The organism is Eisenbergiella massiliensis, from assembly GCF_003435485.1.
Genome location: NZ_QVLV01000003.1, coordinates 36637 through 62996 on the forward strand (window position 1 = coordinate 36637; position 26360 = coordinate 62996).

23 protein-coding genes are annotated in these 26360 nt (G+C 49.7%); 4 read left to right on the forward strand and 19 right to left on the reverse strand.

All coding sequences use genetic code 11. The features are described 5' to 3' along the window. Positions 1-37: 37 nt before the first annotated feature. The 19 genes from lepB to tig form a co-directional block, all read right to left on the reverse strand. Positions 38-586, reverse strand: a complete 549-nt coding sequence (gene lepB, locus DXC51_RS05385; protein ID WP_021636621.1) for a signal peptidase I — start codon at positions 584-586, stop codon at positions 38-40. Next, the gene (locus tag DXC51_RS05390) at positions 570-932 is read right to left on the reverse strand and encodes a hypothetical protein (RefSeq protein WP_021636620.1); all 363 of its coding nucleotides are present in this window, start codon (positions 930-932) and stop codon (positions 570-572) included. The genes lepB and DXC51_RS05390 overlap by 17 nt, the downstream gene beginning before the upstream one ends. A gap of 14 nt (positions 933-946) precedes the next feature. Next, entirely contained in the window at positions 947-5512 is a 4566-nt protein-coding gene (locus tag DXC51_RS05395; RefSeq protein ID WP_162162450.1) for an InlB B-repeat-containing protein, read from the reverse strand. Between the two features lie 279 nt (positions 5513-5791). Then, positions 5792-6715, reverse strand: a complete 924-nt coding sequence (locus tag DXC51_RS05400) for a SufB/SufD family protein (RefSeq protein WP_021636617.1) — start codon at positions 6713-6715, stop codon at positions 5792-5794. Further along, positions 6693-7448 (reverse strand): ABC transporter ATP-binding protein, encoded by a 756-nt coding sequence (locus tag DXC51_RS05405; protein ID WP_025488958.1) that lies wholly within the window; start codon positions 7446-7448, stop codon positions 6693-6695. The genes DXC51_RS05400 and DXC51_RS05405 overlap by 23 nt, the downstream gene beginning before the upstream one ends. A 227-nt stretch (positions 7449-7675) precedes the next feature. Then, positions 7676-7894 carry a cation transporter gene (locus DXC51_RS05410; protein WP_021636614.1) on the reverse strand — a complete coding sequence of 73 codons (219 nt, stop codon included), beginning with the start codon at positions 7892-7894 and terminating at the stop codon, positions 7676-7678. A gap of 196 nt (positions 7895-8090) precedes the next feature. Further along, positions 8091-8813: a histidine phosphatase family protein gene (locus DXC51_RS05415; protein WP_025488957.1), complete on the reverse strand. Its 723-nt coding sequence runs from the start codon at positions 8811-8813 to the stop codon at positions 8091-8093. Positions 8814-8815: 2 nt separating this feature from the next. Beyond that, on the reverse strand, positions 8816-10210 hold the full coding sequence (locus DXC51_RS05420; protein ID WP_025488956.1) for an MATE family efflux transporter: 1395 nt from the start codon (positions 10208-10210) through the stop codon (positions 8816-8818). An 82-nt stretch (positions 10211-10292) separates the two neighbouring features. Further along, positions 10293-11168 carry an aldose 1-epimerase family protein gene (locus DXC51_RS05425; RefSeq protein ID WP_025488955.1) on the reverse strand — a complete coding sequence of 292 codons (876 nt, stop codon included), beginning with the start codon at positions 11166-11168 and terminating at the stop codon, positions 10293-10295. A 134-nt stretch (positions 11169-11302) separates the two neighbouring features. Further along, positions 11303-11908, reverse strand: coding sequence for an HdeD family acid-resistance protein (locus DXC51_RS05430; RefSeq protein ID WP_021636610.1), 606 nt, complete (start codon positions 11906-11908; stop codon positions 11303-11305). A gap of 251 nt (positions 11909-12159) precedes the next feature. Beyond that, positions 12160-12621: a VanZ family protein gene (locus DXC51_RS05435; RefSeq protein ID WP_035321995.1), complete on the reverse strand. Its 462-nt coding sequence runs from the start codon at positions 12619-12621 to the stop codon at positions 12160-12162. A gap of 43 nt (positions 12622-12664) precedes the next feature. After that, positions 12665-13465 carry a tRNA pseudouridine(38-40) synthase TruA gene (gene truA, locus DXC51_RS05440; protein ID WP_102287921.1) on the reverse strand — a complete coding sequence of 267 codons (801 nt, stop codon included), beginning with the start codon at positions 13463-13465 and terminating at the stop codon, positions 12665-12667. Further along, positions 13466-14455: a D-isomer specific 2-hydroxyacid dehydrogenase family protein gene (locus DXC51_RS05445; protein WP_025488953.1), complete on the reverse strand. Its 990-nt coding sequence runs from the start codon at positions 14453-14455 to the stop codon at positions 13466-13468. Then, positions 14455-15603, reverse strand: a complete 1149-nt coding sequence (ytvI, locus tag DXC51_RS05450) for a sporulation integral membrane protein YtvI (RefSeq protein ID WP_021636606.1) — start codon at positions 15601-15603, stop codon at positions 14455-14457. Before ytvI ends, DXC51_RS05445 begins: the two co-directional genes overlap by 1 nt. 34 nt (positions 15604-15637) lie before the next feature. Continuing rightward, complete coding sequence (gene yihA / locus DXC51_RS05455) at positions 15638-16243, reverse strand: ribosome biogenesis GTP-binding protein YihA/YsxC (RefSeq protein ID WP_021636605.1); 606 nt, start codon at positions 16241-16243, stop codon at positions 15638-15640. A gap of 74 nt (positions 16244-16317) precedes the next feature. Continuing rightward, positions 16318-18708 carry an endopeptidase La gene (lon, locus tag DXC51_RS05460; protein ID WP_243003132.1) on the reverse strand — a complete coding sequence of 797 codons (2391 nt, stop codon included), beginning with the start codon at positions 18706-18708 and terminating at the stop codon, positions 16318-16320. A 216-nt stretch (positions 18709-18924) separates the two neighbouring features. Beyond that, positions 18925-20199, reverse strand: coding sequence for an ATP-dependent Clp protease ATP-binding subunit ClpX (gene clpX / locus DXC51_RS05465; RefSeq protein WP_021636603.1), 1275 nt, complete (start codon positions 20197-20199; stop codon positions 18925-18927). A gap of 327 nt (positions 20200-20526) precedes the next feature. Beyond that, a complete protein-coding gene (gene clpP, locus DXC51_RS05475; RefSeq protein WP_021636601.1) occupies positions 20527-21129 on the reverse strand; it encodes an ATP-dependent Clp endopeptidase proteolytic subunit ClpP in 603 nt (200 codons plus the stop codon). 309 nt (positions 21130-21438) lie between these two features. Next, complete coding sequence (gene tig / locus DXC51_RS05480; RefSeq protein ID WP_025488950.1) at positions 21439-22755, reverse strand: trigger factor; 1317 nt, start codon at positions 22753-22755, stop codon at positions 21439-21441. Between the two features lie 435 nt (positions 22756-23190). Here tig and DXC51_RS05485 point away from each other — a divergent pair, with 435 nt between their 5' ends. The 4 genes from DXC51_RS05485 to DXC51_RS05500 all read left to right on the forward strand — a co-directional run bounded on the left by DXC51_RS05485 (position 23191) and on the right by DXC51_RS05500 (position 26106). Continuing rightward, positions 23191-23457, forward strand: a complete 267-nt coding sequence (locus DXC51_RS05485) for a TM1266 family iron-only hydrogenase system putative regulator (RefSeq protein WP_025488949.1) — start codon at positions 23191-23193, stop codon at positions 23455-23457. Positions 23458-23530: 73 nt separating this feature from the next. Next, a complete protein-coding gene (locus DXC51_RS05490; protein ID WP_025488948.1) occupies positions 23531-24664 on the forward strand; it encodes an ABC transporter substrate-binding protein in 1134 nt (377 codons plus the stop codon). 23 nt (positions 24665-24687) lie between these two features. Then, positions 24688-25485, forward strand: coding sequence for an ABC transporter permease (locus DXC51_RS05495; RefSeq protein ID WP_025488947.1), 798 nt, complete (start codon positions 24688-24690; stop codon positions 25483-25485). A 15-nt stretch (positions 25486-25500) separates the two neighbouring features. Continuing rightward, positions 25501-26106, forward strand: a complete 606-nt coding sequence (locus DXC51_RS05500; RefSeq protein ID WP_117531231.1) for an ATP-binding cassette domain-containing protein — start codon at positions 25501-25503, stop codon at positions 26104-26106. Positions 26107-26360 lie beyond the last annotated feature (254 nt).

Genomic DNA, 26360 nt, shown 5'->3' on the forward strand with positions numbered 1-26360 from the left:
TACTTCCGTACTGATCAAAGCATCTGTTTCATGGGGGCTATAATCCCCGTCTGCGGAGAATGGTGATGACCTTCCCCGCCACACACTCCATCGGTACCGGCCCAAAGTCCCGGCTGTCAACGGTCTGCGTACGGTAATCTCCCAGGATAAACACATGGTTTTCCGGTACTGTCAGTGGGTATTCCAGCCCTTCCTCAGCATAGGTGGGATACAGGATCTCTCCGTTTTGTGCGGTTCCATTTATCAGCAGCTTTCCGCTTTCATCCAGCATAACCGTATCCCCCTGTCTTGCAAGAATACGTCCGATGTACTGTTGCCCGTTGATATGGCAGACTACCACATCATTCTTGGCATAATCCTGCTGCAGGCGGAAGCCTATCACCAGATCCCCATCCTTTATGGCCGGAAACATGGCATTTCCGCTGGCCTGTGTAATGAAAAACACCCTGGTAAACAGGAACCATACTGCCAGTGTGAGAAACAGGATACGCAACAGGAGACTTACACCGTCCTGTCTTACAAGAACATTCTCTCTGCGTCTGCTGATGATTTCTGCAATAGATTGATTTTTAGTATTCTGTTTCATCACCAGCTTTCTCCATTTCCGTAATGTTTTTACTTTTTTCACATATTACTTTTTCCAGCCGCTTTGCTTCATAATCCGCATATTCCTTCAGAAGAACGTCATACCGAATCCGTTCAGCGGCCAGTTCGGCTTCATACAGCTCATTGAGCTCAGCAATTTTCTTCCACACATCCGCTTCATTGACTCCACCCAAGATAGTTTTTTTAAAGCGAACCTCTTTCAGCCATTTTTTGATACGCAGCCGCTCCTCTTTCTGCGGTGAACCGCGCTCCATATCCTTCTGCATCTGCGAAACGGAACCTATAGCGCCATCGCTTTGTTCCTGATGCCGGTTGAATTTTTTCATTTACACCTCCTCAATTAATCGTCATCATGATTCCTGCGCTTCCTCAGGAACATAAACGTACCGACTATTACAATCATCAGAATCAAAATATATGGTACGGAATCAAGTAAAACACCGGTATCGGGAATCTCCCCCTCCTTACGGTTTATTACAGTTATATTAATCGGTTCTGAAGCATTCAGCGGAATGGTATAGGAACCTTCACTGAGTTCCTTCGGATCCGTGCCCACCGTAAACGTCATCTCATATCCATCCGCATTGCTTTCGTAAATAGTCAGGGTAGAGCCTGTTCTTACTCCCTTCAACACTATGCTGCCATCGTGCTTCAGGCTGAACCTTGCTTCCTTGCTGCCTTCCGAGAGGGTATAACCGTCTCCCTCCGCCATTTCCCGGTCACAGGAAACAATAAAATCAAAGCTCTTCGTTATATCTCCCATACTGCCAGCAACCATTTTCCTGATGGTTACATCAATAGAAATGGGTCTCCAGATAGCATATAAGATTGTTATATCACTTGTTAACGTAATGCTTCCTTCTCCCAGCTTATAGGATGGAACCTCGGCATTACTGTTTTCATCCCAGCCGGCCAGCTCATATCCCTGACGCACGAAATGGGGAGTAGAAGCATCCATATTATCCCAGACAGTTACAACGCTCCCACGATCCCAGGTTTCGCTCACATCATTTCCACTTCCGCCGTTAGCATTATAAATTAGCTTTACGGCATCCCTGGACCACTGGGCTTCAAACTGCATGAGGATACGGGTTACAGGAACATATCTGCCCGGCTGATAAATTGCCCCATTGGGCGCTTTCCAGCCAACAAAGGTCATACTCTTGTCTGAAGGTACAGAATTATCTTTCCAGACAGAATCGTAAGAAGGCAGCATGACGCTGGCCGCATTAATCTCATATTTTCGTTCGTCAAAGACCTCCTGTGTACTGTTATCTCCGCCTGCACCGGGAAGATAGCTGACCTTACCTTCCGTGCCATTCCATCTGGCATAAAGCTTGAGGATTCCATCCTGGTCCACATGGTTTTGGCCCACGGCAGAAGTAAAATCAAAGGGCTGCAGCCTGCCGTCCTGATACCAGTACCAGCCGAGGAAAATATCCTGCACTGCGGGCGGAACCGTCCAGTCCGTAATCCTGCCTCCTTCCGCAAAGCCTTCCTCGCGGTAAGGGACTGATTCATCGTCCGTATAGAGGTAGAACCTTGCCGTAAACTGATTTGGCTCCCATTTGGCATAAAGTTCCATGTTTCCGGAAATTCTTGAGTTTATATCAGGGACATACTGGGTACCGTCAGTAAACCTGGAATCCGTATACCAACCGGCAAATATGTAATTCTTTTTTTCCATTCCCGCTTCCACGGTTTTAAGCAAATCGGTATCATCGTTATAAATCCAATCGTTGTAAAGGTAGTCCTCCTTTTGTACGTTTATTCCGTATGTATCATCGTTTACGTGAAGCGAAAGAGAAATTTTATTCCGGTCATAGAGCAGAATCTGGCACCTATCACCAGGATTCCTGTTACTTGTCCCATGATTAATCTGATCAGGGAATATACTGTCAAATACCTGCTGCATAGAACTATTATCTGCGGTTCTTACACTATATCTATTATTATTCGCGCTAATAGTATTGCTACCTATATTATGATAGCGGCCCTCAAACCTCGGCGTTCCACTGATAGGGGTACATCCTTCTAATTGTTTATAGCCTAAGTTTGTAGTGCTTTCAATATATAACTTTTGGCAAGCTTCCGTATAAATTGTATAATTCTTACCGTCAGATACAAAATCAGGTCTTTCACCGGGAAGCGTTGTCCGCACATAGATAGCCCATAGGACGGATACTACTTTTGCCACTGCCGGAAGATTTCCGGTGCAAACCAGTACACCATTAGTTATGTAACGTTGATTAAACAGATCCCTTTCTAAAGTGTACATATTTGTAACCTGAATATCGTTATTGCTTTTCCTCCAGCCATAGAACTGATTTCCTCCGGAGCTGTCATTTTCCACCCATCCAATCTGCGGCCAGACCGGTACAATGTTTTCTCCGTATTTCGCTGTAAATGAATAGTCAAAGACATTATACTTAGTCCAGTAACCTACTTGTTTTTCAATATACTGAACATTATATTTAGCCTGGTCAGCAGCGCTTATCCGTGCATTCACATCAATTGAGGCATTGTTGGAAAGGCCATAGGTAAATTTCAGCGTAACCCGGGCACGATTATAATATATAAGCATAACCGTAGAACCATCCGGCATTACAAAACGGTTATTGGAAGCAGAAGAATACTGGAAATAAGTGTCGCGGATATCCGGCAGCGTGGCTCTGCCCGTACCCGACGCATTGCCGGAAGCATTCCCCACTGCTTCCCCTCCCGCATCATTGGAATATATAATGTCATGCGTTTGATTCAAAGCTGTAATATTATTTTTCCGTATGGACAGATAACTGCCCGCAGGCGCATAAACAGTCTGTCCGGCTCCCGCAGGAGTATATTCACTGTCATTCGCATTCTCATACATATAAACCAGCGTAACCGGAACCAGCTTCGGCTCCCAGAAAGCATACAGAGTTATGCTGGTAATTACAGGAGCAGTGAAATCAAATTCCATAAATTCCGTATTACTTTCGGACCAGCCGCGGAAGGTATAGCCTTCCCGTTCGGTTATCGGTTCTTCCACCATCTCTCCTGCCGCAATAACAGCTGTCGGAACCGCCATGCCGCCATTGGATACAAAACTTACACTGACCTCATCACCATACCATGCATATAGATTCAAAGTGTTGCTGCCATCCGCAACCGCTTCGCTCACCGTTTTTGAAAAATCAAATTTGACAATATCAGTTACCAGGGAATCCCCCTGTAAAACTGATGACCAGCCGCGGAAAATCTTGTTCTCCACTACAGGAGCATTGTCAGGAGGATTTACGGTTCTGTTCTCTTCTACAGAAAGGGTCAGACAGACAACAGAGCCATCCTGATTGAAGAAATTGACATAATAAAGGTCTTCTTCATCAAACCCGTTCCACTTAGCATAAACAACAGTATCAGAACTTATAACTGTGTCCGTATCAAATTCTGTTTTAAACTCTTCATCCAGGTACCAGCCGCCGAAAGCCTTTTCAGGATTTCCGTCCTCTCCCATCCAGACAGGGGTGGGAAGGTTGTCCACTGTTCCCTTCTCATTTACAAAAACATCTTCCGGAACGGCCACGCCCGCTTCCTCTGCATCTGCCCCGATACTAAACGATACCTTATAAAGCCCCAATGCCGGAACATCATCCTTCTGTTCATTCATTTCTAAGGAATCGCCATACCATGCATACAGTTTTAATATATTACCGCCATCTGCAGCTGCCGCACTCACAGCAACCGTAAAATCAAACCATTCCATCTCTTCCGAAACTTCAGCTAATGGCTCTTCCTGCATAGTTTCCGACCACCCAAGGAAAACCATATTTTCCAAAACAGGAGGGTCGGGTGGGCTAACCATCTGTCCCTCTGAAACGGAAATCGTACTGCACACGGAAGCTCCATCCCGGCTGTAGAAGCTGACATAATAAAGCTCTTTTTCATCAAGACTGTTCCACTTTGCATATAAGGTGATATCAGAGCTGACAACCGTTTCCGAATCAAACACCTCTGAAAAATCTTCACCTGTATACCAGCCGCCAAAGGCTTTTACAGGTTCTCCATCCGTATTATTCCAAACAGGGACGGGAAGGCTGCCGGCATTTTTATTTTTAGTTACGGTAATGTCTCCCGAAACAGAAACCCCCGCTGCAGCTGCCTCAGCTCCTATGTTGAAAGAAACCGTACAGGAATCCTCTGGTTTTATTTTTACTTTTAATAAAGAGTTCTGAGCCCCCAGAATGTCCGCAGAAATATCTTCCGCTTCTGAAACATCCCATTTTGCATAGACGGTCATATTACTTTTCACAGGAGTTCCTGTATCAAATTTCCGGGTAAATCCTTCATCCATATACCAGCCGCCGAAGACCTTTACTGATTTTCCATCCTCATCATTCCAAACAGGGACAGGCAGGTTTCCTATGGTTTCATCCTCGTTTACAGAAACGCTTTCCGGTATGGAAACGCCTGCAGCCATTGCATCCGCGCCAACACTGAAGGAGACTGTGCAGGAATTCGTCATAGAACCGGGCATACTCTCAGACTCAGTACCGGAATGCTCCCCAGATTCACTTTCCTGTACTTCCTCTGTTTCAGACACGGTCATGGTCTCTTCCCCTGGAGCCTTCTCATTTTTCTCCGGGACATCCGATGTCTCCAGAACCACGTTTCCCTCTTTCACGTTACTTCCGGATCCATTTTGATCAGACACTGTACTGGTTATGGATTCATTGGTCATTTCCGTCTCTACTGAGCCCCCAGCATCCTCATCCAACACAGGCGCCTCTTCTGTGAAAACCGGAGTTTCTGTTTCTGCGAAAACAGTCAGCGGAATACCGCTTTGTCCGCAAATACAGACAACACACAGCATCAGGGAAATTAACAGCGACACCTTACTCCTTTTTTTCCTGCTTACTAATCTTTTCATAAGGAATACCTCCCGCCTCTCCTTGCATTTTCTGTGAATCATCCTGTAAAACCGCCTTTACTCTTCAGGGTGAGTAAAATGCCAAATCCAAAAACATCTTTATCCTTCCTGCCCCCATCTTCCTGATTAACAAATGCACATCTAAAGATATTTTTATATTTATAATACTCTTTTGCGTGTAACATTAAGTGTTACAATTACGATAATCCGAGAAAAAAAATAAGACATTGGTTTATTAAAATCCAATGTCCTATCAAAACTTATCTGTTTTACTTTTTTTTATGCCAGGAAATCCTCTATAATCACCGCTTCCGCCTCTTCCTCCGTCATGCCGAAGGTCCGGAGCTTCAGTATCTGTTCATTATTAATCCTTCCAATAGCCGCCTCATGAATGATCTGGGCGTCAATATCCCTGGCGTTGATTTCCGGTATGGAGGAAATCTGCGCTTTATCCATGATAATGGAATCACACTGTACATGCGCATGGCACAGCGCATTGCCGATGGCAATCGGGTGGAAGGTCTGAACGGAATGGCCCTTCGCCACGGAACGGGACACGATCTGGGCCGAGCTTCCGGCGCCGTTCATTTCCACAGTCATATCCGAAACAGCGGTCTGGTTGTCATGGGTCATCAGCTTCTCCATCACAAACAGCTTCGCATCAGCCTCCATGGAAACCTCAGTTTTTCGCACTGTGGAATCCACGCCGCCGATTTGTGCCGTATCAAGCGTAAATACGGCGCCCTCCTCCAGAAAAATCTGCGTCACAGGATTCAATATCCTCTCTCCGGTGCCGCTTCCTTCTCCATAATGCTTCTCCGCATAGGTAACGTTGGCATTCTTTCCCACATGGAAGGCATGAATACCATCATGCCGGCTGTCGTTGCAGCCATCGTTATGGATGCCGCAGCCTGCCACAATCGTAACGTTGGCTCCCTCTTCCACATAAAAATCATTGTATACCACATCCGTGATACCGGAAGCGGATACCACTACAGGAATATGCACCTGCTCCCCCTGTGCCTCACGGCTGATATACACGTCAATCCCCTGCTTATCCTCTTTCCTGCGGATTTTGATATGCTCCGTATCACCGTGGCAAAGCGGCTGTCCGTTATAGCGCAGGTTGAAAGCGCCCTCCTGCTTAAAGCCAAGGTCATCTATTTTGCTTAATACGCCATCAGTAACTGCATCCAGCTTCATTGCCGTTTCCTCCTTCCCTGTCCAGACATGTGCATCCCGCTTGGTCAAGGAAAAGCATGGGGACAATTTCATCCCTGCTGCCGCAGCTCTCCACCCTGCCGTCCCTGACTACCATGATGCGGTCTGCCATGCGGATAATTCTTTCCTGATGGGAAATCAGGACAAGGCTTTCCTTTTTCTCCCTGTGAATCTGCTCAAACTGCTTCACCAGCATGGAAAAGCTCCACAGATCGATTCCGGCCTCCGGTTCGTCGAAGATGCTTACTTTATGATCCTTCGCCATCACCGTGGCAATTTCCACTCTTTTTCTTTCTCCGCCGGACAGCGTGGTGTCCACCTCCCTGTCCAGATATTCCTTCGCGCACAGGCCGACGCTGCTTAATAGCCTGCAGCTGACATGCTCCGGCAGCTCACTTCCCGCCGCCAGGTTCAAAAGCCTGCGCACGGTCATCCCTTTAAAAGCGGGCGGCTGCTGGAAGGCAAAACCGATTCCCGCATTGGCGCGCTGGTCAATCGTAAGCGGCGTAATATCCCTTCCGTCCAGAAGGATCTGTCCCTCCGTCTCCTTAATAACTCCCATCAGGAGCTTGGCAATTGTAGATTTGCCGCCTCCGTTAGGGCCTGTGATGACAAGCATTTCGCCGTCATTTACGGTAAAACTGATATCGGCAACGATGGGAAGCGTTTCCTGGTTCTCCGTTACCGTGTATGAAAGATGTTTCACTTCAAGCATGGGGGTACACCTCTTTCGTCTGAAACTCCTATAAAATACAGGCAGAGGATTCCCCTGCCTGTGTCTTTCCTGAACTGCTTTTTATTGTACACAATACTGATATACATTGCAAGTACAAGTTTGCCATATTAAGGCATATCCGTTACAGTCCGGCCTGCAGGCGAGCATACCAGGACCGGGCTGCAACACATTTCCCGCACCGGTCCGGTTAACCGGCCCGGCCGGGTTTACATTTCAATAACACAGTCCGGCTCAACCTTGCGGCATACGTTTACCACTTCCTTCATGATGCTGTCAAAACGGCTGTCATCCGCATCAATGGTCAGCTTCTGCGCCATAAAGCTCACGGTCGCATTATTGACGCCGTCAATTTTCTTAATGGCGTCCTCCATCTTTGCAGCGCAGTTTGCGCAGTCGAGATCGGTAAGGTTGTATTTTTTCTTCATAATGATATGCCTCCTGAAAATTTCGTTAAAACATATGATTGATTGTTCATATGATTATATTATACAAAGACAGAGGCTGTTGTCAATGCTTTTTTTTATTGAAACGCCAAACTTTAAAGCGGCAAACCTGCTTTTTTATTAATATGCCAAACCTTGAAACACCGCACTCTTTCCCTCTGCATGGCCCCCATGCCTGTTATCCCTGGAACGGCTCCGTAAAATACCCCATTTCCGAAACCGGTTCCCCTCCGGCCCTCAGATGGCTGGTATCCCCCGCCGTCTGACAGCGGAAATATGCCGTTCCGGGACAGCGTTCCTCGGAAGCAAGCACCGTGACTGAGGCAGGCGCCAGGAAGAAGCCGCTGGTGAGCACCACCGGGGAAATGCCCAGAAGATGGCTGCACAGAAACAGTGTCACGCCCATATGACAGAACAGGACGATTGTGGCATCATGCGCCGCGCCCTCCGTTTTGCCGGTACGGTAAAGCCCTCCCTCACGCACATAGCCGTATTTTGCCAGGAGCGCATCCAGTTCACCCGAAATTCTTACGTACTCCTCCATCACCCGGCCGCTCTTCATCACTTCGGTATTTCCGAACCCGTCCTTATCGTACATCTCAGGTATTTTCGTCCAGTATTCCGGATAAAAATCCCAGGGTATCACATTTTCCCCTCTGGTGGGATCGTTAACAGGGCCATGGAACTCTCTCAGCCAGTCAAAGGTTTCAGCCGTCCTGCCCATCTTTTTCAGGCTCAGCGACGCCGTATCCCGGGCTCTCCCCAGCGGCGACACATAAAAATCCGTCACATCCCATCCGCTCACGCGCTCCGCCAGAAGCGCAGCCTCTCTCCAGCCCTTTTCCGTCAGCGTATCGTTAGCGTAATCCGGCTCCGCGTGTCTCACAAAAATAATTCTCATCCCTATGCTTCCTCCGCAACAAAGTTTTGTATCCATATTCCTTTTTTCACAAGGATAAACCCAATCACACACTTGATTATATCCGCCATCTGGCATATCAGATACAGCGGTACGATAGGCAGGCCCGAAAAGCGGCTCAGGCAGAAGGCCAGCGGTATGCTCACCACCCACATGAATGCGCTGTCAAACAGGAAGGTAATAAAGGTTTTCCCTCCGGAACGCAGCGTGAAATAGCAGGCATGCATAAAGGCCTGGATCGGCATTACCATCGCGGATATCCAGATAAACTGCTCCGCCAGGTGGCGCACCTCATCCGTCGTATTGTACATTCTGGGGAAGAGCGGCGCAATCACCGCCATCACGGCGCCGATGCCCAGGCAACTCACCACGGAGAAAAAGATCATCTTCGTATCTGTATCCTTCGCCTCTTCCATCTTTCCCGCGCCCAGAAGCTGGCCGATAATGATGGAAACGGAATTCCCCAGAGCCAGGAAAACCACGTTGAAGAGGTTAGAAATCGTGGAGGATATGTTAAGCCCGGCAATAACCGCCAGCCCCCGCATGGAATAGCACTGCATCATAATCGCCATGCCTGCGGACCACAACGTCTCATTTAACATCAGCGGCAGCCCCTTGATCACAATCTGCCCAATCAGATGAGAGGGTATTTTCAGCGTCCGGTACACGCCTTCCATATACGGCGCGCGCTCCCGGTGGACATGCGTCCAAAGCACCACAATCAGGCACTCCACATATCTGGAGATTACAGTGGCAATCGCCGCGCCCACAACACCCAGGGCAGGCGCACCGAACTTTCCGTATATCAGGATATAATTCAATACCAGGTTTACCAGCACCGCCGCAATCCCGGCCTTCATGGGAAGCATGGTCTCCCCCGACTCACGCAGCGTACTGGAATACGCCTGCGACAACGCATACGGCGCCAGCCCGAAAAGCATGCATAGCAGGTAGCTGTAGCCGAAGGAAAGCGTCCTTGCCACATCCCCCGCCTCCGAGCTTTCATGCAGATAGAGGGAAATCAGGCTTTCCCCGCCGCCGATGAACACAGCGATGCCAAGCAGCACCAGCGCCGCGCAGAACCACAGCTTGAACCGGAACGCATTCCGCACGCCCTCATAATTTCCGCATCCGTAAAACTGGGCGCCAAAAATTCCGGCCCCCGATATTGCGCCAAAAATGCAGATATTAAACACAAAAAGCAGCTGGTTGGCAACAGCAACTCCCGACATCTGCTCCGTTCCTACCTGCCCGACCATAATATTGTCCAGCAGTCCCACAAAATTAGTGATTCCGTTCTGAATCATTATCGGCACCGCCACAGACAGCACCAGCTTGTAAAAGTCTTTTGTCCCTATCAGTTTTTTCCGTAAGCTCACTTTATGTAAATCCCCTGTTTTCAATATTACAGCCCCGTAATTATGCGGGGCTGCCGTTTTCTTTTTTTAGTTTTTAAAAATGCTACACGCTGATGCTGTAGGAAGCGTTAAATTCGCCGCCCGCTTCCAGGGAATTGCTCCATTCCCGTTCCTCCAGCGTGCCGTTGAAATCCCTGTGATCGCATCTTCCATACCAGGGCTCAACACAGATAAAAGGCGCATTTTTCCCCGGCGGCGACCAGATGCCGAAAAGAGGCGCGTCAAACCGGACCGTCACAAAAGTATTTCCCTTTGGATCCACCAGTCCCAGGGAATGGGCCTGTCCGCCCTCAAGCACCAGCGCATCCCTGTCGAAAAGCGCTTCCTTTACCGGAAGCCTTCCATCCTCCAGAAGATATTCCTCATGCTCATCCGTCGCCAGGCCGTCCGGTCCGATAATCCTTGTTTCCACCGGTCCTGCCGTATCAAACTGCAGGGCATAGCCGTCTTTATTTCCCTCTTCATTCAAAGGGCAGGCAAAGGCCGGATGCCCTCCGATGGAAAACCAGATTTTCCTGCTGTCCGTATTTTTCACCCGCCAGAGCACTTCCAGGGTTCTGTCCTTCAGACGATACCCCAGCTCCAGCCGGAAATCAAAGGGATAACTTTTCCTTGTCTCCTCATCCGAATCCAGCGCCAGCCAGATTTCCGTATCCGTACCGGATATCCGCGTAAACTCCCGATCCCTTGCAAAGCCATGCTGTGACATGACATATTCCTGTCCGCCGAAGCTGGTCTTTTTATTCTTATAATTTCCTACCAATGGAAAAAGCACCGGAGACACTCTCTTCCAGTATGCCGGATCGCCGCTCCACATATATTCCCTGCCGCTTCCGGCATCCTTCAGTGACTGAAGCTCCGCCCCAAACGATGCTATCCGGGCCGTAATTTTCCCATTGTCCAGCTCAAAATACCCCATACCGCTCCTCCTTTTTATGGAATTGTAACATATGCAGTGTACTGCGATTAAAGCCAACCATGCCACTGCCGCTTTATATCCGCAATTGTACTGCTAAAGCACCGCACAGCTCAGGATAAACATATCAGCTTCCCTCAGTCGATAATGTCATCATCCCCATACAGGCTGCCGTCCATTCCGTTTTCCACCGCGTCCCGGATAATCTTCGTCACACGCCGCGCCCTGGAGAAAATCCACAGATCGGAAACACCGTCAAATACCAGGAAAACACCGATAAATTTAACAGCAATATTCATCGCCTCAAAAGGATTCCAGATCAGGACGCCCCCGAAAGCCACGGTCAGCACTGCAAACAGCAGGGCCAGCCACCAGAAGCTGTACTTCGCCCTGCACAGGTAAACCGCCTGCTGCAAATCGTAAATGCCGTGGAGAATAATGATAATCCCCACAATCACCGGTATCAGCCTGATTACGAATTCCGGCTTCAGCAGAATCCATACGCCGATGGCCACGAAACAGATCGTGAGCAGCAGGTGGATCTGCTTCATGAACGATCCCGCAGGTGAGGAAAAGAAGCTTACCAGATAGACCGCTCCCATCAGTACCAGAATGGCTCCCAGCACCATACACACGATTCTGGCCGACACATCCGGCCATACGAACAACACCACTCCGCATACAATACAGAACAGCGCGGTTAAAATAAAATTAAGCTTCAGCTCCTGCATAAAATCTTTCATTTAATTCAAGCTCCCCTCTGCGGTTCCTCCGCTTCTGCGGCCAGGGCCTGTACGGCTAAAGTCACAGCATATTCTACGTAACAGTACAGTCTTGGGCCGAACTGTTACCGCATCCGCCCATTAAAAATCGCCTTCGGCGACGGTCGGATGCCTGCTGCCACCACATTTTCTCACGGTCTGCGCAGCAAATGCGCAGACCTGCCTGAACTGTTACTATTCTACCTTTAACTTACTCTCAGCCTCTTCCCCTGTCAAGCCTTCTTCCTGAAAACCAGCCAGCCCCAGTAGCCAAGCATGGCGCCAAAGCAGTTTAACAGAAGATCGTCCACATCAAAAGCGCCAAAGGAGGAAAACAGCTGGAACACCTCAATTCCCGCCACAAACAAAAACGCATTAACAAGCACCTTCCACCAGGCTGCAAAGCGGGAATCCACCCAGGGCAGAAGCGCCCCGAAGGGAATAAAAATTGCCACATTCCCAAACAGGTTCTCAAAACTGTTCAGCCGGTCCCTGTACACAATATACATCCGCACCGTCTTAAACAGCCTGAAATTAGCAGTCTCCAGCCCCCGCAGAATTACGCCGCTCTGCCAGGTATCCATAATCTCCTTCAGATCAGCGAAAGGGTATTTAAAAATAATAAGCCTGATAGTAAGCATCAGATAAATCAAAAAAACAGCCCTGCGGATGTTTTCCCGTTTTTGTTTCTGCAAATGATATCCTCTCTGCCCCGGTGCGCTCCTGCCAGACACCGGATCAATAGCTTACTTCCATCAGCGCCAGTCCACAGGCAGGAGCCAGCGGCCCCGCATTTTCCCGGAGCCCGCTTTCCAGAATAGCCGGCATCTCTTCAGGCCTGCGGTTCTTCTTACCTGTTTCAATCAGAGTCCCCATCAGGATACGCACCATGTGGAATAAAAACCCGTTTCCCCGGAAGGTAAAATGGATTTCATCCCCGCATCGGACAATTTCAATAGCTTCGATGGTGCGCACCGTGGATTTTTTCCCCTTCTTTGTGGAAGTAAACGCCTTAAAATCGTGAGTGCCCTCCAGGTATGAGGCCGCTTTGCACATGGCCTGCACATCCAGCTTTTCCGGGACCTGCCAGACATACCTTCTTTCAAATATATGTGGCACGCTGCTGTTTAACACCCGGTAGCGATAGGTTTTTCCCTTCGCGCCCAGCCTGGCATGGAAGCGGTCAGGCACCTCTTCTATGGAAATCACGGCAATATCCTCAGGAAGATAGCTGTTTATCTTCTCCATCAGGGCCTCCGCAGTCAGCTTCGTATCCATATGGAAGCTGGCGACCTGACCGTAAGCATGGACGCCTGCATCCGTGCGGCCGGAGCCATGGATTTCCACCGGTTCCCCGGCAATGCGGGACAGCAGGCGTTCAAGCTTTCCCTGGATGGTGTATTCCTTCGCATTTGTTTCCAGGAAACTGCTGTCGGAAGACTCCGCATCCTCCCTGCGGCCCGCATTCGTTCCGCCCTGCTTCTGCCAGCCCTTATATCTTGTGCCCTCATATTGAAGAACTATTTTGAAATTACGCAATCAACAAACCTCCCAGGGATTCTTTTTCCCTTCCATGAACAGCTTACAGCTGGAAAGGGAATCCCTTACCACCGTTTTTGTATAGTTATCCGTATAAAACGCCATATGATGGGAAACCGTCACATTGGGGAACCCCCGCAGGATAGCAAGCTCCCGGTTGGAAAGCACATCTGACTTATGGTCGTAATAATACAGTCCGAACTCATTCTCCACCACATCCAGGGCGGCCGCGCCTATTTTTCCGTTTTCGATTCCCGCAATCAGAGCCTCGGAATCGATGAGCGCGCCTCTGGCCGTGTTGACGATCACAACGCCGTCCTTCATCTGTGACAGCGTTTTTTCATTCACCAGATGGAAGTTTTCCTCGGTCAGAGGCGTATGCATGGTGATTACATCCGCTTCCCTCCACAGCTCCTCCAGGGAAACATACTGTCCGTAACGCTTCACTTCCTCGTTTTCATACAGATCATAGGCCAGGATACGGCAGCCAAAGCCGCTCAGGTTACTGATAACGGTACGTCCTATGCGTCCCGTCCCAATTACGCCCACCGTAAGATCCTTCAGCTCCCTGCCCTGGATTCCTTCCAGCGTATAATCCTGGATATTGGTCCTCTCCAGGATACGTTTCATTTTGCGGATGCTCATGAGAATCAGCATTACTGTATAATCCGCCACCCCATTCGGCCCGTAGGGCGCATTGCCCACATGGATGCCGAATTCCCTGGCAGCCTCCAGATCCACATGATCATAGCCTATGGTCCTTGTGGTGATGTAACGGATGCCGTTCCTGGCAAACTCCGCCATCAGCTCCCTGGTAATCTGGGAGGTAATGATATCGGCGCATTCACAGCCCTCCGTAACGGATGCGATATTATCCATATCCGGCGCATCCGGGCACGTGGAAAGCTCCAGCCCCAGATCCCCGGCATATTTTTCAAACCATTCCGCTTCATCAAATTCCCTTAAATTAAAAACCGCTACCTTCTTCATTATTCTTCCAGGTCCTCCTTATTCAGCCTTCTGAACCGGTTAAAACCGTTTATCAAAATCCGTATGCTGTTCTGTGTCGTTTCAAACAGGCCCGCTTCATACATATTCAGCACAACAATTCCTACGGGCACCGCCAGGATCATCCCCAACACGCTTCCAATCTTATAGCCGATAAAGAGAAGAAACAACGTTGGAACAGGAGGTACTCCGATGGAATCCCCCACGATCTTGGGCTGTATAATCTGACGAAGCAGCTGGGCAACTCCCCAGATTATCATCAGGCTCAGCGCCATGCGGTAATCCCCGGCCAGCAGTTCAATCAAAGCCCAGGGCCAGAGGACCGCGCCGGTCCCAAAGATTGGGAAAAAATCAAGAAATGCGATTAAAAGCGCAATGAGCAGGGAATATTTCACCTTTAAAATCCATAGCCCCACCATCAGCACAAGATAGATCCAGATCTCAATTTTAAACTGTGCCTTAAAATATCCCCCCAATGCCCCTGTAAGGCTGGAGGACAGGATATTCCACTTTCTGCGGAAGCTTTCCGGCAGATTCTTTTTCATAAACCTGCCGATGTTATCCTTTTCCGCCACGAAAAAATAAGCGGACAGAAGGCACATAATCGTACTGACGATAATCGAAGGAATATTTTTTGCAAAATTCCCCACTGCAGTTACCGTAGGCGCGCTCAGCCCATTGACGGCCTCTCCGATATACTGGCCCAGCCTGTCAATCACCGTGGTTATTTTATCCCGGAAATCCAGCGGAAAACGGGCGTAGAGATCCGTGAGGTTATCCCCCACCTGATTCATGTCCCGTTCCAGGTTATTCCAGATGGATGGCAGTTCGGATACAAATCCGGCGCCCTCGGATACCAGCTTGGCGATAATCAGATAGCCCAGGCCGATGACCAGCGCCAGCACCGCCACAATGACGATGGCGGAGCCTGCCTTCCTCCTGATTTTAATTTTCTGTTCAAAGAAACGCACCAGAGGGTTGGCTATCATGGCAATGATCCAGCCCACTACAAAAGGCATGAAAAATCCCAACAGTCTGGGCAGCACAAAAATCACCAGCAGCAAAAGAACCACCGCCGTAAGCAGATTCAGCACCGCCTTAATATACTTCGTTGAACCGGATTGCTGCATATCCCGTACACCTGCCTTTCCAGTCTGCTTCGGGTTAATCCGCCTGCGCTCCCTCCCCTGCAAGCAGATTGTCAATCAAATCATAGATTTCTTCCCGTCCCTGCTTGGTCTGGGCGGAAAATGGAATGACCACCGCATCCTTTTCCGCTTCCAAGCCCTGCTTCACCGTTTTTACAGCCTTCGGAATCTGGCTTCTGTTCAGTTTATCCATTTTTGTGGCAATAATAATCGGATGATATCCCTGATACAGAATCCACTGATACATCTGCTTATCATTGGCGGAGGGTTCATGGCGGATATCGATCAGCAGGAATACCGCCTTCAGCTTTTTCGAGCTGCGCAGGTATCTCTCAATCATTTTTCCCCACTGGGCCTTCACCGCCTCATTGGCTTTCGCATAACCGTAACCCGGCAGATCCACCAGATAGAAAGCATCATTGATATTGTAAAAATTAATGGTCTGTGTCTTTCCCGGCTGGGCGGAGGTCCTTGCAAGGGACTTTCTGTTCATAACCGCATTGATGAGGGAGGATTTTCCCACATTGCTCTTTCCTGCAAAAGCGATTTCCGGAAGTGTGTTGTCAGGCAGCGTACTTGTTATGCCGCATACGGTTTCCAGGTTTACATTTTTAATTATCATATTGGTTCCTTTCTGCCTGCCCTTTTTCCGGCAGCCTGACCATGGGCAGACCGCCGTGCCTGTCCGGCCGCTTTTTATTTTTCTGCAAACGCGTGCCGGATTACCTCTTCCATTTTTTCCACCAGAATGATATCCAGGCCGCTCTTGATTTCCTTGGAGATTTCCTCCACGTCCTTTTCGTTTTCTTTGGGAACAAGCACTGTCTTCATTCCCGCAGTCTTGGCTGCCAGCAGCTTTTCCTTCAGGCCGCCGATAGCAAGCACACGGCCTCTTAAGGTGATCTCACCCGTCATGGCCACATTTGCCCTGACAGGAGTCCTGGTAATGGCGGACAGCATTGCCGTCGCCATGGTGATGCCTGCGGAAGGCCCGTCCTTGGGCACTGCTCCCTCCGGGATATGGATATGGAAATCATAGGCGGTAAAGGTATCCTCCGGCAGGCTGTATTCATCGCTGACGGACCGGATGTAGCTCATGCCCGTAAGCGCGGATTCCTTCATCACATCTCCCAGCTGTCCCGTAAGCCTGATTTCCCCTTTTCCGGGCATCATGTTCACTTCAACCTGCATGGTAACGCCGCCTACGCTCGTCCAGGCCAGTCCGCGCACAATACCGATATCGTCCTTATCATTGGCCTTATCCCTGGCAATTTTACGTTTGCCCAGATACTGCTCCAGATTCCTTCCGGTAACATGAACCGCCGGCTTTTTCTGCTCCAGCAACTGTCTTGCCGCCTTCCGGCATATTTCCCCGATCTTTCGCTCCAGCTCGCGGACACCTGCCTCGCTTGTATAGGAAAGTATGATTTCCCGCAGCGCCCCATCGCTGATAGTCAGCTTCTTTGCATCCAGGCCGTTCTTTTCCAGCTGCTTTGCGATCAGATGCTCCCTGGCGATGTGGAATTTTTCATTGGCCGTATAGCTTGTCACTTCAATGATTTCCATGCGGTCCAGCAAAGGCCTGGGTATTTCCGCCGTGGAATTGGCAGTAGCTATGAACAGCACCTCGGACAGATCCACCGGGATTTCCACATAGTGATCCCTGAAATGGTTGTTCTGTTCACTGTCCAGCACCTCCAGCAGCGCAGAGGAGGTATCACCCCTGTAATCACTGCTTACCTTATCAATCTCGTCCAGAAGCATCAGCGGATTTTTCACCCCGGCCTGCTTCAGTCCGGTGACAATGCGTCCGGGCATGGCGCCCACATAGGTACGGCGGTGTCCTCTGATTTCCGCCTCATCCCTGACGCCGCCCAGGCAGATGCGGACGTACTTTTTATTCAGGGATTCCGCCACGCTTCTTGCAATGGAGGTCTTGCCTGTTCCCGGAGGTCCCACCAGACAGATAATCGGACTGTCTCCCCGCTTTGTCAGGCTTCTGACCGCCAGGAATTCCAGGATTCTCTCCTTTACCTGCTCCAGACCGTAATGATCACGCTCCAGAATCTGTTCTGCCCGCTTAATGTCTGTATTATCCTTGGAAACCTTATCCCAGGGCAGCTCCAGAAGGGTTTCCAGATATCCTCTTTCCACGGAGGATTCGGCGCTTCCCTGTCCCAGGCTCCTGAAACGGTTGATTTCCTTCTGTATTTTTTCCTTGACCTCCCGGCCCGCCTTCAGCTTGTTCAGCTCCTGCTGGAACTGCTCCGCATCGGACATTACATTATCTTCACCCAGCTCTTCACGGATATAGTTCATCTGCTCACGAAGCATATATTCCTTCTGGTTTTTCTCCATCCGGCCCTTGACCTGTTCCGTAAGCTCCGTCCTGATTTTGGCAACCTCGATTTCCTCATAAAGGATTTTCGCAAGCACCTGATAACGGGTTCCCAGATCGACAGCCTCTAAAACCGCCTGCTTTTTGTCAAAGGTAACAGGCATGCTTTCGATCAGTTCATCCATCAGCACACCCAGGCTGAAGGTGCCGTCAAAATGCTTCAGCATAGTCTTACCGATTCTCGGGAAGAAGGAACAGAACTCCATGAACAGCTCACGAAGATTGCGCATCATGGCTTCTTCTTCGATGGTGCTGCCCTCGGCAACGCCTTCCAGATGGAGAGGGGATTCCACAATTTCGATCTCCCCTACCAGATAATTTTTCTCTTCATCCGAAAAACCGCGCAAAATTGCCCGGTCAAGCCCTTCTACAAGCACGCGCACCACATTTTCAGGCAGCCTGGTTACCTGTTTGATCTGGGCAAGACATCCCATATGATATACCTTGGTATAATCCGGATCATCCTCTTCCACATCCTTCTGGCCTACCAGAAAAACCCTCTGATCGCTCATCATAGCCTGTTCCACTGCCAAAATGGATTTTGTGCGGCTTAAGTCAAAATGAATCACCAAGCCCGGAAGCACTGTCATACCACGCAGCGCTACTGTGGGTACCTGAAGGACTCTTGTGGAATTTCCATTCTGTTCTTCTGAGGATGCATAATCTGTTATAATTTCATCCAAATTCATATTTCCTGCTTTTGTATTTTCTTCCATTTTGATTATCCCTATATCTTGGCAAGCAGCCGTACTGCTCTCTCTCCTTTTCCGAGCACGGCCGGCCTCATCTGTTTGTTTTTTTACTGCTCCCGCTGTCTGCCCTTCATGAAATCATCCAGCGCGCAGCAGCTGTTATATATTACCATAAACGCCGCCCTTAAAAAAGGGCGGCGTTATCTTAACCAATTACTGTGCTTCTCTATAATCTTCCAGCCGTCCCCCGGTTTCCCGATGGACAACCAAAGGCTTACTTTCTCCGTCCACGGCTTCTTTAGTGATAATGCACTGTTCAATTGTGTCATCGGAAGGGATGCGGTACATCACATCCATCATCACATTCTCCAGGATAGAACGAAGTCCTCTCGCACCGGTCTTTCTCTCCATTGCCTTCTCGGCAATTGCTTCCACTGCATCAGGCTCAAAAGTAAGTTTAACATGGTCAAAGGAAAACAGCTTCTGATACTGCTTCACCAGAGCATTCTTAGGCTCTGTGAGAATGCGCATCATTGCTTCCCTGTCCAGTCCCTGGAGGGATACATTCACCGGCACACGGCCGACAAACTCCGGAATCAGACCATACTTAACAAGGTCGGTAGGTGTCACCTCTGCAAGAAGCTCACCCATCTCCCTGGTACTCTTATCAGCTATTTCAGCATTAAAACCGATCGATTTTCTATCCAGGCGCGTTTCCACAATTTTATCCAGGCCGTCAAAAGCTCCGCCGCAAATAAAAAGAATATTGGAAGTGTCAATCTGTATCAGCTCCTGATGGGGATGCTTCCTGCCTCCCTGAGGCGGAACGCTTGCAACAGTGCCTTCTATAATCTTAAGAAGCGCCTGCTGTACACCCTCTCCTGATACATCTCTGGTAATGGATACATTTTCGCTCTTTTTTGTAATTTTATCTATTTCATCAATATAAATGATTCCATACTGTGCTCGTTCCACATCATAATCCGCCGCCTGAATCAGCTTCAGGAGAATGTTTTCCACATCCTCTCCTACATAGCCTGCTTCCGTCAGCGTTGTAGCGTCCGCAATTGCAAACGGTACGTTGATAATCTTGGCAAGTGTCTGTGCCAGATAGGTCTTACCGGAACCCGTGGGGCCGACCATGATGATATTGCTCTTCTGAAGTTCAACATCATCCGCATCCTTCTCTGCGGTCACGCGTTTATAATGATTATATACCGCAACCGACAAAACCTTCTTCGCTTCATCCTGGCCGATCACGTAATCATCGAGGAATTCCTTTATTTCCACAGGCTTCAGAAGATTGATGTCCATCGCTTCTTCCGGTGCTTCATCTTCATATTCTTCCTCAATAATATCCGCACAGATATCTACGCACTCGTCACAGATATAGACACCATTCGGGCCAGCAATTAATTTACGGACCTGATCCTGCGTCTTATTACAAAAAGAACATCTTATCTGGTCGTCTGAATTTCTACCTGCCATTTTTTTACCTCAATTTGTAACTGTTCAGTCCCTTCCCAGTTGCTGCCAGGCTCCATCTTAAATCGCCTTCGGCGATGGATTCAGGCGCTCCTGCATCACTTTCTTGCCCTCAGCGCATTTACTGCGCCTGGCTGGCTGAATAGTTATCCTTAATTTTCCCTTCAAAAATACTTTGCCAAAGTACAGCTGTCCGGTCCCCTGCGGCTGCAATACAATGCCGTATGCATCCGTTCCGCCCTGCAGGGCGGACCCGCGGGGAACATTTGACATCTGCGTCAAAACTTACCGGATACACCGCCGCAAAGCGGCAGTATACCCGGAAAAAATTTATGCCTGTTTCTGGGCATCTGCTCTTGATATGATAACGCTGTCGATCAGTCCGTAAGCTTTCGCTTCTTCCGCCGTCTTCCAGTTATCCCTTTCGGTATCTGCCATAACGACTTCAAAATCCTGACCGGTATTCTGTGCAAGGATTCTTGCAAGCTTTTCCTTGGTCTGCAGGATATGCTTCGCAGTGATCTCAATCTCGGTTGCCTGCCCCTGCGTACCGCCGGAAGGCTGATGAATCATGATCTCCGCATTGGGAAGGGCCATTCTCTTGCCCTTTGTGCCGCCAGCCAGAAGGAATGCCCCCATGCTGGCCGCCATGCCGATACAGATGGTGGATACGTCACATTTTACAAACTGCATGGTATCATAAATCGCCATACCTGCCGTCACAGACCCTCCGGGGCTGTTGATGTAAAGATGGATATCCTTCTCCGGATCCTCGGCTTCCAGGAAGAGAAGCTGTGCCACAACCAGGCTGGCCGTGGTATCGTTCACTTCCTCCCCCAGGAAAATAATTCTGTCTTTCAAAAGCCTTGAATAGATATCATAGGAACGTTCCCCATGACTGTTCTGCTCAATGACATAAGGTACTAAACTCATTTTTCTGCCTCCGTTTCGCTTCTTAAGTTTCTGTGCAAATATGTGTTTCGGGAATGTACGGTCAAAAGTATATGAACTTAAACACACTCTATAGTATCGCACATACGTTTCTTTTGCAATAAGGCATTCATTTAATTAAGAAAAGTTTTATAACCTTTTATAGATTATTCGTAACAGTTCAGCCTTTGGCCGAACTGTTACTGCATCCGCCCATTAAAAATCGCCTTCGGCGAGGGGCGGACGCCTGCTGCCGCCACTTTTTCTCACGGTTTACGCAGTGAATGCGCAAGCCCGCCTGAGCTGTTACGATTATTCTTCACTCTTCGCTTTTTTAGCCTTTGCTTTTTTTTCCTTCGCGTTCTCTCTTACGAAATCAGCTGCCTTGGAAACTGCCAGGTCTTCCATGATCTGCTTCTTGCCGGCTTCTCCCATGATTTCCCTTACCTTATCGGTTTCCATCTGATAGGAGGCTGCCATCTTCTCGATTTCCTTATCGAAATCTTCTTCGGAAGCTTCAATCTTCTCAGCGGCCGCCACTGCTTCCAGCACCAGTCTGGACTGGATTCTCTTCAGGGCCTGAGGCTTGATGGATTCCACCATGCTTGCAGGAGTCTGTCCGGTGTACTGGCAGTACATATCCAGGTTCATGCCCTGCATCTGCAGTCTCTGTGCGAAATCATCAACCATCTGTCTCTGCTGTGTCTCGATCATGGCATCCGGGATTTCCATCTGCGCTTCTGCGATGATAGCTTCGATTACGGCATCCTCTTTGGCATTCTTGGCATCCTGTTCCTTCTTCTCAGACAGTTTCTTTCTGATGTCTTCCTTATATTCAGCCAGGGTTTCAAAATCAGAAACCTCTGAAGCGAACTCATCATCCAGCTCAGGAAGCTGCTTTTCCTTAACTTCCTTGATGCTTACCTTGAATACGGCAGGCTTTCCGGCCAGTTCCTTCGCCTGATACTCTTCGGGGAAGGTTACGTTAACCTCTACGTCTTCTCCGGCATTCTTTCCAATCAGCTGCTCTTCAAAGTTATCAATGAAAGAATGGGAGCCGATAGCCAGGGAGTAGTTCTCGCCCTTGCCGCCCTCAAAAGCAACATCGTCAACAAAGCCTTCAAAGTCAATAACTGCAACGTCTCCGTCCGCAACCGCTCTTTCCACGGTCACCATTCTGGAATTGTTCTCCCTCTGCTGGTTCAGATCCGCATCCACCTCTTCATCGGATACTGTGATGTCGATCTTCTCCACTTCCACACCCTTATATTTTCCAAGGGTTACTTCCGGCTTCAGGGCTACTTCCGCTGTGAAAATAAAAGGCTTTCCTCCTTCGATCTGCGTTACATCTACCTTGGGGGAAGAAACTATTGTATCTTCGCACTCTTCCACAGCCTTTTCGTATGCTTCGGGAATCAGGGCATTGGCAGCATCTTCATAGAAGAATTCCTTACCGTACAACTGCTCGATCATCTTGCGTGGCACTTTACCCTTACGGAATCCGGGAATCTGAATTTTTCCCTTATTTTTCTGGTAAGCCTTTTCAATAGCAGCTTCCAGCTCTTCTGCCGGAACTTCAATTGTAAGCTTTGCCATGTTTTTTTCCAGTTTTTCCACCTGTAAACTCATTTTACTGCTTCCTCCTTGTATTTCACTTTCGTGATTCATGGTTCTTATCACTTATCGGCGTCGGTATGGGACTTCAAGACCAACCAACTTTTATCCTGCATAAACACAGGCTTTCCGGGGTATTACCACCCAATTTATGCCCGCCCGGCGCCAATGTCTCCGGGTGTTCACAGTCATTTTACGATTATAGCATAAAGTATTGAAAAATACTAGCTTTTTTTGGGTTTTTGTATTATAATGAAGGTCAGCCTGTGCGGGCGGCAATTTACATTCCCTTCTGGACAGCCTGTGTTACTTTAATAACTTTTTTCTGATACCAAAGGATTCCTGAAGTAAAGAAAGGGTGGCATAGCGAAACCTTACAAGCCTTCCCGGAGTCTGCCCGGGAGGGCTTTCTTAATCTTTAGAACTGAATCAGAAAGGAACCGATCTGTTATGGAAGAAAAGGTGGCAATCATCGGCATTTTTATCACGGACAACGCGGCCGCATCAAAGGTCAACGACCTGCTTCACGAATTCAGCGACTGCATTATCGGCAGGATGGGTATTCCCTACCGGGAGAAATCAATGAATATCATTTCCATCATAGTCAGTGCCGATCCGGGCCGCATCAGCGCGCTTTCCGGGCGTCTGGGCCGGATTGAAGGCATCACTTCCAAAGCCATGCAGGCGCAGGTCAGGCCCGGCCCTTCCCCCAGATAACGCCGGAAATAATTTTCAGGCACGTCCAGTGCAGAAGAACCGGGCATAATTTTCAATCAATGGAGGAAAACTTATGAAAAAAATCTTATCCGTATTAGCAGCGCTCACGCTGACCGCTTCCCTGCTTGCAGGCTGCAGCGGCAAGGCTGCAAGCACACCGGCTGAAACTGCCGGCCAGGCGGAATCCGCCTCCGCTGCAGAATCCACTATGGAATCAGCGGCCGAAACAGAAACTGTTTCCCAGCAGGAAACTACTGTGGCCGAAACAGAAGGAAGCCAGCCCGCAGAGGCTTCCGGCGAAGAAACCGCAGTACGCGTCATGGCGCTGAAGGGACCTACGGCCATGGGAATGGTACAGCTCATGGATACCGCAGAAGCCGGCCCTGTAGGCGGCAATGCTTATGAATTCACAATCGCAGCATCCGCTGACGAAGTGACGCCCCGGCTGGTACAGGGAGATGCGGACATCGCCGCCGTTCCCGCCAATCTGGCAAGCGTACTTTACAATAATACCGAAGGCAAAATCCAGGTGCTTGCAGTCAACACCCTTGGCGTGCTTTATATAGTAGAAAGCGGTGATACCGTGCAGACTGCCGCCGATCTGAAAGGAAAGACAATTTACGCCAGCGGAAAAGGCTCCACTCCTGAGTATGCCCTGAATTACATTCTTTCTTCCAACGGAATTGATCCGGAAAAGGATGTGACCATCGAATGGAAATCCGAGCACTCCGAATGCGTTGCTGCCCTTTCCTCCGGCGAAGGCGGAATCGCCATGCTTCCCCAGCCCTTTGTAACCACGGCCCAGGCCAAAAACGACAGCATCCGCATCGCCCTTGACCTGACGAAAGAATGGGATGCACTGCAGGCCGGCGTGGAAACGCCCAGCGCCCTTATCACCGGCGTAGTTGTGGTACGTACGGATTTTGCAGCAGAAAATCCCGAAGCAGTCAGCGCTTTCCTTGATTCCTATAAGGAATCCGTTGATTTCGTAAACGGCAGCACCGAAGATGCAGCGGCCCTTATTGAAAAATATGACATCGTTCCCGCCGCAGTTGCCGTGAAAGCCCTTCCCTACTGCAACATTACTTTTATAGAAGGAACTGAAATGAAAGAAAAGCTTTCCGGCTATCTTAACGTCCTCTTTGGCCAGAATCCCAAGGCTGTGGGAGGAAAGCTTCCTGCTGACGATTTCTACTACAGCAGATAACCATACCCTTAGGAGATTTCAGAATGCGCAGACAAAACAAAGCCATTCATCCTGACAAAAACAAAAAAAAGCAGACAGCGGATAACCGGCTCCGTCCCTGGGCGGTGGCCGTCTGGCTGGCAGTCTGGGAACTGGCCAGCCTGTATATCGGGCAGGAGATACTTCTGGTATCTCCTGTTTCCGTCTTACGCCGCCTCACCGTCCTCGCCGTCCAGTCCGATTTCTGGGGTTCCATCGCCTTCTCCTTTTTCCGGATCATAGGCGGTTTCCTCCTGGCATCCCTGTGCGGCACCCTGCTTGCCTCCCTTTCCGCCGCCTTCCGTTTTGTCCGCGACCTCCTGGCCCCCGCCATGGCAGCCATCAAAGCCGTTCCTGTGGCATCCTTCATCATCCTGGTGCTCATTTGGGTTCCCTCCCGGAACCTCTCCGTCGTCATCTCCTTCCTGATGGTGCTGCCGGTCATCTACACCAACGTCCTGGGCGGCATCCTCAGCACTGACCGGAAGCTGCTGGAAATGGCCCAGGTTTTCCGTATTCCGCTGTTCCGCCGCATCCGCTACATCTATCTCTCCCAGCTCCTTCCCTATCTGCGGACCGGCTTTTCCCTCTCTCTGGGACTATGCTGGAAAGCCGGCGTTGCCGCCGAGGTCATCGGCATCCCCAAAGGCTCCATCGGAGAAAAGCTATACGAAGCCAAAGTATACCTGGAAACCCCAGACCTTTTTTCCTGGACGCTGGTCATCGTACTAATCAGCGTCATCTTTGAAAAGCTGTTCCTCCGCTTCATAGACAAAACCGTAGCCCTCATAGAAAAAATGTAAAGGAGAAAGATTCCTATGCCCGCCGATATCCAAATTACCGGACTTTGTAAAAGCTACCGGGACAAAAAAGTGCTGGACAACTTAAGCCTCACCATCAAAGCCGGCTCCATCACAGCCCTGATGGCTCCCTCCGGCGCCGGCAAAACTACCCTCCTGCGCATCCTCATGGGCCTGGAGACCCCAGATTCCGGCACTATCCTGGGCCTTACAAACCAACGCATCTCCGCCGTCTTCCAGGAAGACCGCCTCTGCGACAACCTGAGCCCCGTATCCAACATCCGCCTTACTGCCGGAACCCACTTTCCCCGCCGCGCCATCACCGACGCCCTGGAAGCCACCGGCATCCTCTCCTGCGCCGCCCAGCCCGTCCGCGAACTCTCCGGAGGCCAGCGCCGCCGCGTCGCCCTCCTTCGCGCCCTTTTAGCCCCCTACGACCTCCTCCTTTTGGATGAACCCTTCAAAGGCCTGGACGCCCAGACCCGCCTCCAGGTCATAACCTACACCCAAACCGCCCTCCAAACCGCCGCCGCAGACTCCCCCACCCCCAAAACCGTCCTCCTTGTCACCCACTCCCCCGAAGAAGCCACCCTCCTCGCCACCCAAACCCTATCTCTCGTTTAAATCTGGAAAAAAGACGATGTTTTCTTATCGCTTCCGAAACGGGCGATAGCCGCCAAAACAGCAATGTCCGACGAGCCTGCGAGGAGTTCTGCTGTTTTAAGGCTTCCCTTCGCCCGTGCAGGAAACGATTAGAAAACACCGCCTTTTTTCTACTGCACGCTGAAAACCCATACAGCCTCCGCCCGCCACAACAAAAACATCCCCGCCTCCCACTCCCTTTCCTCCCTGCTCTCACGCCTTTCCCACCCCTTAAA

Bases quoted from the DNA above. Each gene is read 5' to 3' on its own strand.
- DXC51_RS05405 (WP_025488958.1), bottom strand. From the start codon at position 7,448: ATGCTTGAAGTGAAACATCTTTCATACACGGTAACGGAGAACCAGGAA.
- lon (WP_243003132.1), bottom strand. From the start codon at position 18,708: ATGAATTTGGATGAAATTATAACAGATTATGCATCCTCAGAAGAACAG.
- DXC51_RS05425 (WP_025488955.1), bottom strand. From the start codon at position 11,168: ATGGGGTATTTTGAGCTGGACAATGGGAAAATTACGGCCCGGATAGCA.
- DXC51_RS05500 (WP_117531231.1), top strand. From the start codon at position 25,501: ATGCCCGCCGATATCCAAATTACCGGACTTTGTAAAAGCTACCGGGAC.
- DXC51_RS05430 (WP_021636610.1), bottom strand. From the start codon at position 11,908: ATGAAAGATTTTATGCAGGAGCTGAAGCTTAATTTTATTTTAACCGCG.
- clpP (WP_021636601.1), bottom strand. From the start codon at position 21,129: ATGAGTTTAGTACCTTATGTCATTGAGCAGAACAGTCATGGGGAACGT.
- yihA (WP_021636605.1), bottom strand. From the start codon at position 16,243: ATGATAATTAAAAATGTAAACCTGGAAACCGTATGCGGCATAACAAGT.
- tig (WP_025488950.1), bottom strand. From the start codon at position 22,755: ATGAGTTTACAGGTGGAAAAACTGGAAAAAAACATGGCAAAGCTTACA.
- clpX (WP_021636603.1), bottom strand. From the start codon at position 20,199: ATGGCAGGTAGAAATTCAGACGACCAGATAAGATGTTCTTTTTGTAAT.
- DXC51_RS05410 (WP_021636614.1), bottom strand. From the start codon at position 7,894: ATGAAGAAAAAATACAACCTTACCGATCTCGACTGCGCAAACTGCGCT.
- DXC51_RS05485 (WP_025488949.1), top strand. From the start codon at position 23,191: ATGGAAGAAAAGGTGGCAATCATCGGCATTTTTATCACGGACAACGCG.
- DXC51_RS05400 (WP_021636617.1), bottom strand. From the start codon at position 6,715: ATGAAGCTGGATGCAGTTACTGATGGCGTATTAAGCAAAATAGATGAC.
- DXC51_RS05490 (WP_025488948.1), top strand. From the start codon at position 23,531: ATGAAAAAAATCTTATCCGTATTAGCAGCGCTCACGCTGACCGCTTCC.
- DXC51_RS05495 (WP_025488947.1), top strand. From the start codon at position 24,688: ATGCGCAGACAAAACAAAGCCATTCATCCTGACAAAAACAAAAAAAAG.
- lepB (WP_021636621.1), bottom strand. From the start codon at position 586: ATGAAACAGAATACTAAAAATCAATCTATTGCAGAAATCATCAGCAGA.
- DXC51_RS05415 (WP_025488957.1), bottom strand. From the start codon at position 8,813: ATGAGAATTATTTTTGTGAGACACGCGGAGCCGGATTACGCTAACGAT.
- DXC51_RS05445 (WP_025488953.1), bottom strand. From the start codon at position 14,455: ATGAAGAAGGTAGCGGTTTTTAATTTAAGGGAATTTGATGAAGCGGAA.
- DXC51_RS05395 (WP_162162450.1), bottom strand. From the start codon at position 5,512: ATGAAAAGATTAGTAAGCAGGAAAAAAAGGAGTAAGGTGTCGCTGTTA.
- ytvI (WP_021636606.1), bottom strand. From the start codon at position 15,603: ATGCAGCAATCCGGTTCAACGAAGTATATTAAGGCGGTGCTGAATCTG.
- DXC51_RS05390 (WP_021636620.1), bottom strand. From the start codon at position 932: ATGAAAAAATTCAACCGGCATCAGGAACAAAGCGATGGCGCTATAGGT.